A 14,293-nucleotide genomic window follows, 5' to 3' on the forward strand; every position below is an offset into this window, starting at 1 on the left:
TACTTATGTCACAAGAAGCATTTGAAAATAAATTATATGCCAATTTAGAAGCTGTTATTGACCCTGAACTAGGTGTTGATATTATTAATCTTGGATTAGTTTATGACGTTACAGCAGATGAAAATAATAATGCTGTCATTACGATGACGATGACTTCTATCGGCTGTCCAATGGCTGGGCAAATTGTATCAGACGTAAAAAAAGTATTATCAACGAACGTACCTGAAGTCAATGAAATAGAAGTAAATGTCGTTTGGAATCCACCATGGTCGAAAGAACGCATGTCACGTATGGCGAAAATTGCATTAGGTATTCGCGACTAAATACAGAAAGACCTGACATCCTAGTCAGGTCTTTTTCTCTTATTATTTTACGCCTACTGCATCATAAGCTTTCGTTACAGCTTGTACAGCTTTAGAGTTTTTACCATATAAATCTTCAGCTGACTGAAGTGCTGCTTGACGCATCATCTTAAAGTCAGAGTTTGCAGTTAAATATTTCGTAAGAGCACGGTAATAAATTTTTTCTGTCGCTTCACGGCCTACCCCTGTTACTTTCACGCCGTAATGATCTCCACCTTCAGATACTAAGTATGCAGCTTTATTGTTAATGCTGCTGTTAATATGAACGCCGCCATTATCAGCTGTTCCAGTGTAGCGCTTATTGTAATGATCTGGGTAACCTTCACCTGGTTTTAATGGATTTGGAATAGATGCTGGATCTTTCAGAGAACGAAGTGCATCACCAGGTTTTCCAGGTGTATAAATGTCAGCACCTAAATCCCAGCTCTTCTTCTCAACCATGACACCCATAATATCAGATAACGATTCATTTAACGCACCTGACTCATTTTTATAAACAAGATTTGCTGTATGCTCAGTGACAGCATGCGTTAATTCGTGACCGATAACATCTAGTCCAGCAGATAATGGAATGAATGTTTTACCATCGCCATCACCATACATCATTTGCACACCGTTCCAAGCTGCGTTATTCCAGCTTTCTCCAACGTGAACAGTAGAAATTAGCTTCGCACCTTTATCATCGAAAGAGTTACGATTAAATGTCTTTTTGTAGTAATCATACACTTTCCCTGCATTTACATGCGCATCAACTGCCGCTTTATCTTCGAAGAACTTAGATTTACTTTCAACTTCTTCTCCTGTATATCCAAGCCATTGTGAGAATAAATTAAACAAGTTTTCATCCATATTTTCTGCATCAAACGTATGGATACCTTGTCCTCGTTTACCATCAAACAAGTTGAATTGTCCTGTTTTCTCATCTTGAGCAATTTCAAATGATTGTCTAGCTCCTAGTACTCCGTAACCAAATCCAGTAATGTGATCTACAGCGTTATATTTCTCAATCACATTTCCATTCGTTGCATCAACAAAGTAATGCCAATACCCTGGAGCTGGCTTTGAAATCGACGCTTTCACTAAGTATGCAAGATAGTAATTCCCATCTTTTTCATACACATATAAATCTTTTTTCACACCATCATAATTCTTTACTTTACCAACTTCTTTTTCAATATCTGCCTTTGCAATTGTTTCTGCTTGCTCTGCACTAATCTTTGCAAATGCAGGAATATTTTTATCCTCTAAATTCGGAATAACTTGTCCGAAGAAAGCTTTTACATTATTTTCTTTATCTAGTGTAACTGTTTGATCTGAACCGTACACAGGAATGTTATTATGTTTCTCAACTAGCTTCACGTGTGTTGTACCGGATTCAGCATCTTTTTCCTCCCCAACGACATTAAAGTGTTTATCAATATTTCCTGCTAATTTGAACATATCTTTCTTACTCTCTAAATATTGAAAGACCGTTTCTTTTTTATCTAGTCCTTCCGGTGCTTTCCATTCTTCACCTATGTATGCAGGCGTTTTAAATTCTTGATGGTATTGAATTTTTTGTTCTTCCGCTTTCGTTGTCGTTGCTCCAAATGTTCCAAATCCCCCGGCGATAACAGTTAACGCTAATGCTGATGAAATGACTTGCTTTTTCACTATAACATTCCCCATTCCCTAAAGATTTTTGACACTTTTATACAGTTCTTGGTTTTCAAGTGGATACCTTTACCTAAAATTTGAGAAAGTTTTTTCTGACAATTCCACTCAAAAAAAGAGGACATCCTATCGGACGTCCTCTTTTTTATAAACATTTTATTGCTTTTTCAATTCAATTGCTAAATAGTGTGATTGCTCTTTCGCTTCAATATGAATATCTTCTTCAATCGCTTCTGCCGCATCACGCATAACAAGTGTTTCACCATTGATTGCACTACTTCCTTCAATTTGAACAAGATACAACTGACGACCTTCTTTCACAGGAAAATGAATTTCTTTTCCTGCTTCTAACGATAAAGAATATAAATTCGCATCTTGATGAATTTGAATTGGTGCCTCTCCTTCTAATGGAGATACCATATGGAACCATTCGTTTTCACGCTTACTCCAATCAAATTTAAACTCACCATAGTTTGGCTTATAATCCTCACGGTCTGGTAAAATCCAAATTTGTAATAAACGTAGTGTTTCATTTCCTAAATTATGCTCACTATGAAATACACCTGTGCCAGCACTCATATATTGAACATGTCCTCGCTCAATTGTTCCGCGATTCCCCATGCTATCTTCATGTGTTAAAGCACCGTCTACAACGTACGAAATGATTTCCATATCGCGGTGTGGATGCATATCAAAACCAGTTTGCGGTGCTACTAAGTCATCATTAATAACACGTAACGCTCCAAAGCTCATGTTATTTGGATTATAGTAATTCGCAAAGGAAAAATGAAAATGTGTATTTAACCAACCGTGATTTGCTCTTCCCATATTTTTATGATCAACTTTTCTAAACATACCGTTCACCTCATATTATCTCGAATTCAAGATTTATTTTAAAATTTTTCTCACTGTAACTTTTTTAGTAATTGTAATAATTGATGTTGTTCTTCTACATTTAAATTTTGAAACTGCTCCGCTTGGAATGTTTCTTGAGGCGGGACGATTTCTTCATATAAAGCTCTTCCCTTTTCTGTTAACGAAATATATTTTGTAGTACCTTCTTGTTCACGACGAATCCACTCGAGCTGTTCCATTTTATTTAAAAGCTGCGTAATATTTCCTTTCGTAACAAATAGCTTATTTCCAAGCTCTTGCTGCATTAAACGATCATGCCCTCCAACTTGAGCTAGTACATCAAACTGCGCGGCAGATATATTCCATTTCTTCAAATGCTTATTCGTCTCACGAATACTTTTATTATAAAAACGTGATAAACGAAACCATAATAATAATCCAAGCCTATCTTCGGTTTTCATTCTATCACCTCGCTCGTTTTATATCGTTAGTTTAGAACTAAACTTCATAAAAGTCAATTACTTATTTTTAGTAAGAAATAAAGAAAGCACAGCGCCATTTCTCCACTATGCTTTACATTAACTTTCTATTTTTATATTCATCTAACTTCCTCTCCGCGAACTTTCTCGCATCTTTCTCAATCCATCTTTCTTCGTAAGTTTCACTTCCGACATACAATATTTCACTCTTATGCTGCATCGCATGACGAAATTCATGCAGTAGTGTTTTAAGGACTTGCTCATACTCTTCCCACATACAAACAAAAATTAATTGTTTTTCTTTATGATAAAAACCACCTACCGGAAATAAAAACTCTTCTTCCTCTTCTCCTAGTGATAAAAGCACATGATTCGCATCACACGTATCACAAAAAATAACTGGCGTTTTACATACTTCAATCAGTGAAAATAAATCGTCTCTAAGCCTTTTGACATCCCAAGGAAGCTCCGAATCCAACACATACCAATTCTCCACCTGTTGATATACATTTTGAAACTGGAGTTCCATTTCTCTTTATTCCCCTTTCCAAGCACCTTTTTCTATATGTATGCCACAATATGGTAAATATTAAACGTATTCTTTCATCCTAAAAAAAATGCCAATAAAAAAAGGGATCTATGTCGACATAGATCCCTTTTTCATACATATTTTGTACTTTGATTTTTAAAAATTTAGCTCTTCTTCATATCCCACTTAAAGATTTTATTTAACAATTTATATACATTCTTTGACTCTTTCGTCAGAAGTGGACCTAAGATCGATAGTATAAGCACGTATAATGCTGAGAATGGTTTCAGTACTGACATTAAACCACCCGCGATACCAATATTGGCCATAATGATGGAGAATTCTCCTCTTGAAACGATTGTTAATCCAATATTTGTTGATGCTTTATGAGATAATCCAGCTTGTCTCCCAGCAATCATCCCTGCTACAAAGTTTCCGATGATTGTAAGAAGGACAGCACCTAACGTTAACCATATTGCCCCTCCTAATGAAAACGGATCAATGCTTAATCCGAAACTGAAGAAGAAAATAGCTCCGAAAAAGTCTCTAAATGGAACGACGAGATGTTCAATTCTGTCACTATGCTCTGTCTCAGAGAAAACTAACCCTAAAAGAAGTGCTCCAATTGCTTCAGCAACGTGAATTGTTTCTGAGAATCCTGCAATAAAGAATAATGAAGCAAATACTACAATAATGAAAATTTCATCTGAACTAATATTGAGCAATTTATTTAATAACGGCGTCGCCTTTCTAGCTACAATAAAGAATAGAAGCATATATCCTAAAGCAATTCCAATTGAAGTAAGGGCACCTAAGAATGAAGCATGATCCCCTAGAACTAAACCAGAAACGACTGATAAATATACAGCAAGGAATATATCTTCGAACATGATAATTCCTAAAATTAATTCGGTCTCATTATTACCAGTTCTTCTTAAGTCCACTAACACCTTTGCAACGATAGCGCTAGAAGAAATCGTAATAATACCCGCAATAATTAAAATTTCTAGTAAAGGGAATCCCATGATAAATCCGTATAATAACCCAAGTGAAAAGTTAATTAAAATATAGATTGTTCCACCAATCGCAATAGAACGTCCAGATTTAATTAGTTTTTTCATTGAAAACTCTAGTCCTAGATAGAACAGAAGAAACAGAACGCCAATCCGTCCAAGAAACGAAATTACATTTGCACTTTCAATAAATTTGAAATCGATCACACCTATTGTCGGCGCATGTGGTCCCACTAGCATCCCAAGAACAATTAGAAATGGAATGACTGAGAATTTAAACTTTCCAGCAATTACTGCTGCAATTGCAACTAAAACTAAAGCTGTACCAACTTCAAAAATTAACGTATCCATCTAGTCAGTCCCCCTATTCGAAAGTAACTCATTAATGATTTTTTTAATTTCTTCTCTCTCACCAGAAACTACAAGCATATCGCCTTCTTCAATTACCGCATCTGGTCCTGGATTAAATAGCTTTTTCATATTCTTCTTCATAACTGCAATGATCGTTACGCTATAGTTTTTTCTTATTTCAAGATCACCAATTGTTTTTCCGATTGCTGGCGCTGCATTCTCTACTTTAAACCACTCAATCGCTAAACCTTCAAAGACCATTTCAACATTTTCTAATGCTCTAGGTTTATACACCATTCCACCTAATATTGCTGCAATTTGTCTTGCCTCTGAGTCGCGTAATGAAATACTTGAGATACTTTCTTCATGGTCTGAATCAAAATGATACATTTCTCTACGTCCGTCATCATGAATAACAATTACCATCTTTTCATTACCTTTCGTAACGATTTGAAATTTATAGCCAATACCCGGAAGTTCACTTTCTCTAATATTCATGTTTAGCTCCTCCTCTAATTTTATTTAAATTTTCTGTTTTTCTATCTTTTATTCATCCAATCCATTTTAGAAATTCTAACCATTCAGGATACCTGTGATTTGGAAATCTTTTATTGTAATAATAAGTGGCTCCTAAAAAGATACTAAAAGATGTAATGATAAAACATATATTACTTCTCATTTTCAAACTCTCAAGGCTTACTTTCCATAAAGATTCTTCTTTCAAATCACCCCCTCTTTCTCGCTTTACATTTAGTTTTTTAAAATGTAAATAATTCTAAAAATATTATTATGTAACATAATCATAACATAAAATAGATTTAAGTAACATGATTTTTAGAAAAATTGATTCTCGTATATTTTTTGCATATAATTTTCTTATTACGTAAAAAAGGAAGTGTATTATATGGTTGATATCTTTAGCAGATTCCTTGAGGTAACGAATAATATTTTATGGTCATATATTCTTATTGCAATGCTAATCGGCTTTGGTCTTTATTTCTCTTTTAAATTGAAGTTTGTCCAAATTACTCATTTCGGTGAGATGGTCGGTTTAATTAGTAAAGGATTTAATCGAAAAGAAAAAAAGAAAGATAGTATCTCCCCGTTCCAGGCATTTTGCTTAAGTGCAGCTGCACGTATCGGTATCGGAAACTTAGCTGGTGTAGCATTAGCTATCTCAATGGGCGGACCTGGCGCAGTATTTTGGATGTGGTTTATCGCTATCCTTGGAGCAGCTACTAGTTTCGTAGAATGTACGCTCGCGCAAATTTATAAAGTAAAAGATGGAAGCAGATTCCGTGGTGGCCCAGCATATTATATGGAAAAAGGATTAAACAAACGCTGGATGGGTGTTTGGTTCTCACTTCTTATTACAGTTGCGTACGGATTAATTTTCAACTCTGTACAAGCAAACACAGTAACAATAGCATTTGAAAATGCTTTTGGACTAGAGCGAACGATCGTAGGAGCTCTATTAGCTTTATTAGTTGCAGTTATTATTTTCGGTGGTATTAAGAGCATTTCACGTATTACGGAAATGATTGTTCCTCCAATGGCAATCATTTATATTGGTGTGGCTATTTTTGTTGTTATTAACAACTTTACTATGTTACCAAGCATTTTTATGGAAATATTTAATGGTGCATTCGGTTTAGACCAAGCCATCGCTGGTGGTATTGGAGCAGCAATCAAGTTCGGAATTCAGCGCGGTTTATTCGCGACAGAAGCAGGTATGGGTAGCTCTCCTAACGCAGCTGCAACATCAGATGTATCTCACCCTGTCAAACAAGGACTTGTTCAAGCATTAGGTGTTTTCGTAGACACGTTCTTAGTATGTACATCAACAGCATTTATCGTATTATGCTCTGGACTTTACAAAGGAACAAATTTACAAGGTATTGAATTAACACAAAGTGCATTAAGTTCACAAATCGGACCATGGGCAAGCACTTTCTTAGCGATTATTATTTTCCTATTCGCGTTCAGTTCTTTACTAGGAAACTACTATTATGGTGAAACAAACATCGCATTCATTAAAGAAAGCAAAACTTGGTTAATGATTTATCGCGTTGCCGTTGTCGGAATGGTATTCTTCGGATCAATCGCTGCCCTTCAGACTGTTTGGAGCTTAGCTGATTTATTCATGGGACTAATGGTATTCACAAACTTAATTGCCATCTCATTCCTAAGCAAGTTCGCCTACGCAGCATTAGTAGACTATATGAAGCAAAAGAAACAAGGAAAAGATCCTGTTTTCGTTGCAAGCTCTATCCCTGGCTTACAAAATACAGAGTGCTGGGATGGACAGGATGTAGAAGAAAATAAAAAAGCTGTATAACAACTAAACGGTGAAGCGGCTCGTTCAGAACAAGAGCTATATATCAAACAAAATCCCTATTACTCTACAGTAATAGGGATTTTTATTTACACAGTTCATAATTTGTTCAAATTAATTCCAGCAAAAGGGTTGATTTATACGAATTACTAGATTATAATAATTATAAATTAGTAATTGATATCACATAACAACTCAAAAGGAGATTGATCATAATGAACAAACAAGTAATCGAAGTATTAAACAAACAAGTAGCAGACTGGAGCATTTTATTCACAAAACTACACAACTTCCATTGGTACGTAAAAGGACCTCAATTCTTCACATTACATGAGAAATTTGAAGAACTTTACACAGAATCAGCTACTCACATCGACGAAATTGCAGAACGTATTTTAGCAATTGGTGGTAAACCAGTAGCAACAATGAAAGAGTACCTAGAAATATCTTCTATTCAAGAAGCAGCATACGGAGAAACTGCAGAAGGGATGGTCGAAGCAATCATGAAAGACTACGAAATGATGCTAGTCGAACTGAAAAAAGGCATGGAAATCGCTCAAAACTCTGACGACGAAATGACATCTGACCTACTACTAGGCATCTACACAGAACTAGAAAAACATGCTTGGATGCTACGCGCGTTCTTGAATCAATAATAATTAAAAGCGGAAGCGGCTCGTTCAGAACAGGAGGGTGTTGGAACTCCTGATTACGAGGCGCTTTTTGCCTCGAATGAAGGAGTGAAACAACCGACTGTTCTAGCCGCTGGAGCTGGATATTATTTTAAAGCGGAGGTGACTTGCTCAGAACAGGAGGGCATTGGAGCTCCTGACGAAGAGGCGTTTTTTGCCTCGCAGGAAGGCGCGAAATGACCGACTGTTCTAGTCACCGGAGCTGGATATTACTTTAAAGCGGAGGTAGCTTGCTCAGAATGTGAGGGGGATGGAGCTTTTGACGTAGAGGCGCTCTTTGCCTCGCAGGAAAAAGCGAAGCCACCGAACATTCTAGCTACCGGAGCTGGATATTATTTTAAAAGCGGAAGCGGCTCGTTCAGAGTCGCTTTTTTCTATGAAATGATCGCGCGTTCTGGTACATGAAATTTATATCAACGATTTTTCAAATATATCGACGATAACTCACAATATATCAACGATTTTTTCATTATATCGACGATTCGACACAGGATATCGACTTACCGACAAATCACGACAATATTAGCACTTCCCCATTCCCCACTTTCATCAATATATTACAATCTCTTTTATGCTAAAATATAGGAAACACCCTTTAGTAAAATAGATCCAAAAAAGCTTTTCCATATTCATCATTTACTACTTAAATGGCGGGAGTGGTTCAGTTGAAAGACTACTTAATTAGAGCATTTTTTGCGTTAATAACAGTTGGGATTGTCTTACTTATAGCTAATATTTTCAATATACGTATCGAGGTTAAAGACTATGCTTTCCTCATTGTCTTAGCAATTGGTGGCGGCTGGGGTGGCTGGTACTTGTATAAAAAACAAAGTAATCAAAATGATAAAGGCATTCCAAAATAATACGGAATGCCTTCCTTATTGTTTCCGTCTATAGTAAATAATTAAATTCAAACCACTAATACAACCAATCGCAATAAACATACAAAACGATTGTGCATCTCCACCTAAATTATACTCATCAACAATAAACCCAGACATAAACAACGTGATCGCGGAAACACCGATACATAGTATCGAAATAAACCAAAGCGAAAACGCATTAATAAGCTCTTTCTTCTGTGTTGAAACAATTAGCATAACAAGAATAGATGCCGCTAAAATACATTTAAAAACCGGCCTTAAAAATATGAATTCCTCCATCTATTTCTCCTTTTCCAAAAACATTACACCTTAACATTAACATATTTAACCAAATTAAAAACACATGCCTTTTCAAGATAAAATGACATTTGTTTCCAAAAATTCCTATACAATTGTATTATGATAGTTGCTTCCACTTCGTTCCTAAAATAGGACGCTCGTAATTTTGTATCTTATGAATGAGTGTATCTGCCGTTTCAGCGGCAACGATTAACTCTTTATTCGATGGATTCATGAATCCTTCTTCTGCTGCACGTTCAACCATTTGCAGAATTGGTCCATAAAAATCTTTTATGTTCAATAAACCAACTGGCTTATTATGTATACCAATTTGTGACCAACATACTGCTTCAAATAGCTCTTCAAACGTTCCATATCCGCCTGGTAGTGCAATAAAAGCATCCGCAAGCTCTGCCATTTTCGCTTTACGTTCATGCATCGTTTCTACTTCAATTAATTCTGTTAACCCTGTATGAACGATCTCTCCTCGGAATAGACCGCGCGGCATAACACCTGTTACACGGCCACCTAAGCGAAGAACTTCGTTTGCTACTTCTCCCATTAATCCGACGCAAGAACCACCGTATACAAGCTCATAATCATTCTCAACAAACATTTTACCTAATTCAATTGCCTGCTCTTTGAACTCTGGTCTCTCCCCTAAATTGGAACCTGCAAACACACAAATCTTTCTCATCCTTACACCCCAAAACTATATATTGTTATGATACAATGAACATTGTACAACATATTGAGGGGATGAGAAAGAAATGGATATCGTCGCATTTGAAAGATGGGTTGAGGAATTTTACGAAAAACGAAGCTGGTCACAGTATAATGCCTTTATTCGGTTAAATTTCTTAACAGAGGAAGTTGGGGAAGTTTCACGCGTTGTTCGCGCAATCGAAATCGGTCGGGATCGCCCTGATGAAAACGTGAAAACAGAAGAAGAGCTAAAACAAGAACTAAAAGAAGAACTTGGTGATGTACTATCTAATCTTATTATTCTTTCGCAAAAATATGATTTGGACTTACAAGACATTATGGACGCACACGTCACAAAGCTTTCGAAAAGGTTCGAGACATCCAAATGAGAATATTATCAATTATGGTATAATATTCTTGTCACAATACTAAGGGGGATTTTATGTTATCAAAAAAATTGCACGACGCACTAAACGATCAAATGAACTTTGAATTTTACTCTGCCCACGCTTATATGGCAATGGCTGCTTACTGTACAGCCGAAAGCTATGATGGATTCGCTAACTTTTTCCTTGTACAAGCTGAAGAAGAACGTTTCCACGCAATGAAGCTTTACAACTACATTAATGACCGCGGTGAGCGCGCTATTATTACTGGATTTGATAATCCAAATAACGAATATGACTCTGTACTGAACGCTTTTGAAGTGGCACTTGAGCACGAGCGTGAAGTAACGAAACGTATTTACAACCTATCTGATATCGCTTGGGATGAGCGTGAACACGCAACAATTACATTCTTAAAATGGTTTGTTGATGAGCAAGTAGAAGAAGAAGCTTCATTCGATAGCATCATCCAAAAATTAAAGCGTATTACAAGCGATTCAAACGCATTATTTATGCTAGATGCTGAATTAGAAAAACGTACATTTACGCCTCCAGCTGAGTAGTATTTCAATCACCTTAATGAATGGATTAAGGTGATTTTTTTATTTCTTCTCTAAGTTGAATAACCCTCGCCACATCCTTTTTATAGAGCCCAGAAACCTTTTCAACAAAGTCACTATGAGTAAAAGTTCCATCTCCTTCTTCTACTATGCTTAAATATCCATGTATAAATTTCAAAAACGCTCTAGCATCTTCTCCAGTTAAACGATTAATGTTATCTATAACCTCATCAAATTCCTTTAAACTATTCTGTTCTTTCACCCTAATTCCCCCTCTCCACACTATTTATCATACCAAAATAAAAAAGCCGTTCATCCCTCTAGGCGAGAGATAAACGACCTCTTTACTATTTATTAAAGCATAACCCCAACGATAACCGCTGATAATATACTTACTAACGTTGCACCGTATACAAGTTTTAATCCGAATGATGATACAACGTTTGCTTGTTTGCCATCGATACTCTTCGTTGCACCTGCGATAATTCCGATTGATGAGAAGTTCGCAAATGATACAAGGAAGATAGATAAAATACCTACTGTACGAGCTGATAAATCACCAGCTACTTTACCAAGGTCAAGCATTGCAACGAATTCGTTCGTTACTAATTTCGTTGCCATAATTTGTCCTGCTGTTAGCATCTCTGATGTTGGGATACCCATTACGAATGCTAATGGTGAGAAAATGTATCCTAAAATGCTTTGGAATGTGATTCCGAAAATTGAATCGAATACACCGTTAATTGCTGTAATTAATGCTACGAAACCGATTAACATCGCCGCTACTGTTACAGCGATAGAGAAACCAAGCATAATATATTCGCCTAACATTTCAAAGAATGTTTGCTTTTTATCTTCTTGTAATTCTAAAATGTCGTCTTCTTCTTTCACGTCATATGGATTAATAATATGAACGATAATGAATCCACTAAATAAGTTTAATACAAGTGCCGTTACTACATATTTTGGATCAATCATTTTCATATAAGAACCGACAATTGACATCGATACTGTAGACATGGAAGATGCACAAAGTGTGTATAAACGATTTTTCGGTAATTTACTTAATTGATCTTTTACTGTAATGAATACTTCCCCTTGACCAACAATCGCAGCTGCTACCGCATTATATGATTCTAGTTTTCCTAAACCGTTAACTTTGCTTAATAGGAAACCGACTGCACGAATGATAATCGGTAAAATTTTAATATGTTGTAAGATCCCAATTAGTACTGCTAAGAAAATAATTGGTAATAATACTGTTAAGAAGAATGGTGCTTGTCCATCATTTGCTAGACCACCAAATACGAAATTAACCCCTGCTTCCGCAAATTTTAAAATAGCGCCAAACCCATCTGCAATCCCTTTTACTAATACAAATCCGACCTTTGTATTTAGTAAGAAATACGCAAGTACCAATTGAATGACAAGCATAAGTGCAATTGGTTTATATTTAATTTTCTTGCGATCTGAACTGATAAGGAACCCTAGTACAAATACTACAAGTAAACCGACTAGAAACATTACTATTTTCATATGTGAATCCTCCACTTCTCCCACGAGTTATTGGTCGTATAACGTATAACGAATGACGTCTGACCATTGATGTTAAAAAAATTTAAAACCCCTAAATACTATTCAACTGTTATCTAAGATCAGTAAGCGTTTACATAAATTGCAATTTATTAAAGGTAGCCTCTTCTCTCCTACCATACTTGAAAGTCTGAAATTGATACCACCTACAAATCAAATTGTAAGCGTTATCTAACTGAAAAGCAATATAAATTTAAAAAGATTTTTATATGTTAATATATTCCTAATTAATTGGTTTTTCTATGCAAATTTACCATAAAAAAATAGCCCTAGCTATGAGCTAGGACCATCTTTTTTATAACATAACACCAACGATAATCGCTGATAGAATACTTACTAATGTCGCACCGTACACAAGGCGTAGACCGAATGATGATACAACATTTGATTGATTTTCATCGATACCTTTCGTTGCACCTGCGATAATCCCGATTGATGAGAAGTTCGCAAATGATACAAGGAATACAGAAAGAATACCAACTGTACGAGCTGATAAATCACCAGCTACTTTTCCAAGATCAAGCATCGCAACAAATTCGTTTGATACTAATTTCGTTGCCATAATTTGTCCCGCTGTTACCATCTCTGCTTGCGGAATACCCATTACGAATGCTAATGGTGAGAAAATGTATCCTAAAATAGCTTGGAATGTAATACCGAACATAGAATCAAACAAGCTATTGATTGCTGTAATTAATGCTACGAAACCAAGTAACATCGCTGCTACCGTAATCGCGATTGTGAAACCAAGCATAATATATTCGCTTAGCATTTCAAAGAATGACTGTTTTTTCTTATTTTCTAATTTCAGTGTATCTTCTTCTTCTGTAATATCGTACGGGTTAATAATATGAATAATAATGAAACCACTAAATAAATTTAATACAAGTGCTGTTACTACATATTTTGGTTCGATCATTTTCATGTAAGAACCGACGATTGACATCGATACTGTCGACATAGAAGATGCACATAATGTATATAAACGATGTTTTGGGATTTTACTTAATTGATCTTTTACTGTAATAAATACTTCCGCTTGCCCAACAATAGCAGCTGCTACTGCATTATATGATTCTAGTTTTCCTAGACCATTTACTTTACTTAACAACGTACCAATAGCACGAATAAATATCGGTAAAATTTTAAAGTGTTGCAGAATTCCGATTAAAACGGCAAAGAATACGATTGGTAATAACGCTGTTAAGAAGAATGAAACCTCTCCTTTATTAACAAGACCACCAAATACGAAAACGATTCCAGCTTCCGCATATCCAAGAAGTGCGCCAAATCCATCTGAAATTCCTTTTACTAAAATATAACCAACTTGTGTATTTAATAAGAAATAAGATAACGCTAGCTGAATAACAAGCATAATTGCGATTGGTTTATACTTAATCTTCTTACGATCGGAGCTTATAAGAAAACCGAGTACAAATACAACGAGTAATCCTATAAGAAACATAACAAACTTCATTAATAAAATCCTCCATTTAACTCTTCATTAACGTTGAACGTCTGACCACTAAAACAAGAAATAACCCGAACTTTCCATTTCCCCTCCAAAATCTTCAATCAGATAGGAAAAATCATAAAACCTCTTGTTTCAAAGGCATT

Annotated in this window: 17 protein-coding genes; 6 read left to right on the plus strand and 11 right to left on the minus strand. The window is 35.8% G+C overall.

Features of this window, described 5'->3' with window-relative positions; translation table 11 throughout:
- Positions 1–5: 5 nt before the first annotated feature.
- The gene (locus RCJ96_RS23535; RefSeq protein WP_000076425.1) at positions 6–323 is read left to right on the plus strand and encodes a metal-sulfur cluster assembly factor; all 318 of its coding nucleotides are present in this window, start codon (positions 6–8) and stop codon (positions 321–323) included.
- Between the two features lie 42 nt (positions 324–365).
- On the opposite strand, the gene nprB is transcribed toward RCJ96_RS23535, so the two are convergent.
- The 6 genes from nprB to RCJ96_RS23565 all read right to left on the minus strand — a co-directional run bounded on the left by nprB (position 366) and on the right by RCJ96_RS23565 (position 5,740).
- A complete protein-coding gene (gene nprB / locus RCJ96_RS23540; RefSeq protein ID WP_139302731.1) occupies positions 366–2,015 on the minus strand; it encodes a neutral protease NprB in 1,650 nt (549 codons plus the stop codon).
- Between the two features lie 156 nt (positions 2,016–2,171).
- Positions 2,172–2,870 carry a pirin family protein gene (locus tag RCJ96_RS23545; RefSeq protein ID WP_416504317.1) on the minus strand — a complete coding sequence of 233 codons (699 nt, stop codon included), beginning with the start codon at positions 2,868–2,870 and terminating at the stop codon, positions 2,172–2,174.
- Between the two features lie 50 nt (positions 2,871–2,920).
- The gene (locus tag RCJ96_RS23550; RefSeq protein WP_416504316.1) at positions 2,921–3,331 is read right to left on the minus strand and encodes a MarR family winged helix-turn-helix transcriptional regulator; all 411 of its coding nucleotides are present in this window, start codon (positions 3,329–3,331) and stop codon (positions 2,921–2,923) included.
- A 112-nt stretch (positions 3,332–3,443) separates the two neighbouring features.
- Positions 3,444–3,878: a DUF3920 family protein gene (locus tag RCJ96_RS23555; protein ID WP_074607000.1), complete on the minus strand. Its 435-nt coding sequence runs from the start codon at positions 3,876–3,878 to the stop codon at positions 3,444–3,446.
- A 164-nt stretch (positions 3,879–4,042) separates the two neighbouring features.
- Positions 4,043–5,242: a cation:proton antiporter gene (locus tag RCJ96_RS23560; RefSeq protein WP_000380209.1), complete on the minus strand. Its 1,200-nt coding sequence runs from the start codon at positions 5,240–5,242 to the stop codon at positions 4,043–4,045.
- The gene (locus RCJ96_RS23565) at positions 5,243–5,740 is read right to left on the minus strand and encodes a cation:proton antiporter regulatory subunit (RefSeq protein WP_001026065.1); all 498 of its coding nucleotides are present in this window, start codon (positions 5,738–5,740) and stop codon (positions 5,243–5,245) included.
- 406 nt (positions 5,741–6,146) lie between these two features.
- Between RCJ96_RS23565 and RCJ96_RS23570 the strand changes: the two genes are divergently transcribed.
- From RCJ96_RS23570 to RCJ96_RS23580, 3 genes are all read left to right on the plus strand, one after another.
- On the plus strand, positions 6,147–7,580 hold the full coding sequence (locus RCJ96_RS23570; RefSeq protein WP_000227572.1) for an alanine/glycine:cation symporter family protein: 1,434 nt from the start codon (positions 6,147–6,149) through the stop codon (positions 7,578–7,580).
- 212 nt (positions 7,581–7,792) lie between these two features.
- Positions 7,793–8,233 carry a Dps family protein gene (locus tag RCJ96_RS23575; protein WP_416504315.1) on the plus strand — a complete coding sequence of 147 codons (441 nt, stop codon included), beginning with the start codon at positions 7,793–7,795 and terminating at the stop codon, positions 8,231–8,233.
- A 701-nt stretch (positions 8,234–8,934) separates the two neighbouring features.
- Positions 8,935–9,132 (plus strand): hypothetical protein, encoded by a 198-nt coding sequence (locus RCJ96_RS23580; RefSeq protein ID WP_000656318.1) that lies wholly within the window; start codon positions 8,935–8,937, stop codon positions 9,130–9,132.
- A gap of 15 nt (positions 9,133–9,147) precedes the next feature.
- Here RCJ96_RS23580 and RCJ96_RS23585 read toward each other — a convergent pair whose 3' ends face one another.
- Together RCJ96_RS23585 and RCJ96_RS23590 are read right to left on the minus strand one after the other, a co-directional pair.
- On the minus strand, positions 9,148–9,432 hold the full coding sequence (locus RCJ96_RS23585) for a hypothetical protein (RefSeq protein WP_074606998.1): 285 nt from the start codon (positions 9,430–9,432) through the stop codon (positions 9,148–9,150).
- Positions 9,433–9,550: 118 nt separating this feature from the next.
- On the minus strand, positions 9,551–10,129 hold the full coding sequence (locus tag RCJ96_RS23590; protein ID WP_074606996.1) for a TIGR00730 family Rossman fold protein: 579 nt from the start codon (positions 10,127–10,129) through the stop codon (positions 9,551–9,553).
- Between the two features lie 73 nt (positions 10,130–10,202).
- Between RCJ96_RS23590 and RCJ96_RS23595 the strand changes: the two genes are divergently transcribed.
- Both RCJ96_RS23595 and RCJ96_RS23600 read left to right on the plus strand, forming a co-directional pair.
- Positions 10,203–10,526, plus strand: a complete 324-nt coding sequence (locus tag RCJ96_RS23595) for a MazG nucleotide pyrophosphohydrolase domain-containing protein (protein WP_000355737.1) — start codon at positions 10,203–10,205, stop codon at positions 10,524–10,526.
- A gap of 53 nt (positions 10,527–10,579) precedes the next feature.
- On the plus strand, positions 10,580–11,086 hold the full coding sequence (locus RCJ96_RS23600) for a ferritin (protein ID WP_000949389.1): 507 nt from the start codon (positions 10,580–10,582) through the stop codon (positions 11,084–11,086).
- Positions 11,087–11,111: 25 nt separating this feature from the next.
- Here the strand turns inward: RCJ96_RS23600 and RCJ96_RS23605 are convergent, their stop codons facing one another.
- The 3 genes from RCJ96_RS23605 to RCJ96_RS23615 form a co-directional block, all read right to left on the minus strand.
- Positions 11,112–11,345, minus strand: coding sequence for a hypothetical protein (locus RCJ96_RS23605; RefSeq protein WP_048557411.1), 234 nt, complete (start codon positions 11,343–11,345; stop codon positions 11,112–11,114).
- 92 nt (positions 11,346–11,437) lie between these two features.
- Positions 11,438–12,619, minus strand: coding sequence for a NupC/NupG family nucleoside CNT transporter (locus RCJ96_RS23610; protein WP_000706846.1), 1,182 nt, complete (start codon positions 12,617–12,619; stop codon positions 11,438–11,440).
- Positions 12,620–12,971: 352 nt separating this feature from the next.
- A complete protein-coding gene (locus RCJ96_RS23615; RefSeq protein WP_074606994.1) occupies positions 12,972–14,153 on the minus strand; it encodes a NupC/NupG family nucleoside CNT transporter in 1,182 nt (393 codons plus the stop codon).
- Positions 14,154–14,293: the final 140 nt, after the last annotated feature.

Source organism: Bacillus sp. BSL6, from assembly GCF_052928345.1.

Coding starts and splice junctions, on each gene's coding strand:
- RCJ96_RS23575 (WP_416504315.1), top strand. CDS start 7,793: ATGAACAAACAAGTAATCGAAGTATTAAACAAACAAGTAGCAGACTGG.
- RCJ96_RS23615 (WP_074606994.1), bottom strand. CDS start 14,153: ATGAAGTTTGTTATGTTTCTTATAGGATTACTCGTTGTATTTGTACTC.
- RCJ96_RS23565 (WP_001026065.1), bottom strand. CDS start 5,740: ATGAATATTAGAGAAAGTGAACTTCCGGGTATTGGCTATAAATTTCAA.
- RCJ96_RS23585 (WP_074606998.1), bottom strand. CDS start 9,432: ATGGAGGAATTCATATTTTTAAGGCCGGTTTTTAAATGTATTTTAGCG.
- RCJ96_RS23610 (WP_000706846.1), bottom strand. CDS start 12,619: ATGAAAATAGTAATGTTTCTAGTCGGTTTACTTGTAGTATTTGTACTA.
- RCJ96_RS23555 (WP_074607000.1), bottom strand. CDS start 3,878: ATGGAACTCCAGTTTCAAAATGTATATCAACAGGTGGAGAATTGGTAT.
- RCJ96_RS23545 (WP_416504317.1), bottom strand. CDS start 2,870: ATGTTTAGAAAAGTTGATCATAAAAATATGGGAAGAGCAAATCACGGT.
- RCJ96_RS23550 (WP_416504316.1), bottom strand. CDS start 3,331: ATGAAAACCGAAGATAGGCTTGGATTATTATTATGGTTTCGTTTATCA.
- RCJ96_RS23535 (WP_000076425.1), top strand. CDS start 6: ATGTCACAAGAAGCATTTGAAAATAAATTATATGCCAATTTAGAAGCT.
- RCJ96_RS23560 (WP_000380209.1), bottom strand. CDS start 5,242: ATGGATACGTTAATTTTTGAAGTTGGTACAGCTTTAGTTTTAGTTGCA.
- RCJ96_RS23570 (WP_000227572.1), top strand. CDS start 6,147: ATGGTTGATATCTTTAGCAGATTCCTTGAGGTAACGAATAATATTTTA.
- RCJ96_RS23590 (WP_074606996.1), bottom strand. CDS start 10,129: ATGAGAAAGATTTGTGTGTTTGCAGGTTCCAATTTAGGGGAGAGACCA.
- RCJ96_RS23600 (WP_000949389.1), top strand. CDS start 10,580: ATGTTATCAAAAAAATTGCACGACGCACTAAACGATCAAATGAACTTT.
- RCJ96_RS23595 (WP_000355737.1), top strand. CDS start 10,203: ATGGATATCGTCGCATTTGAAAGATGGGTTGAGGAATTTTACGAAAAA.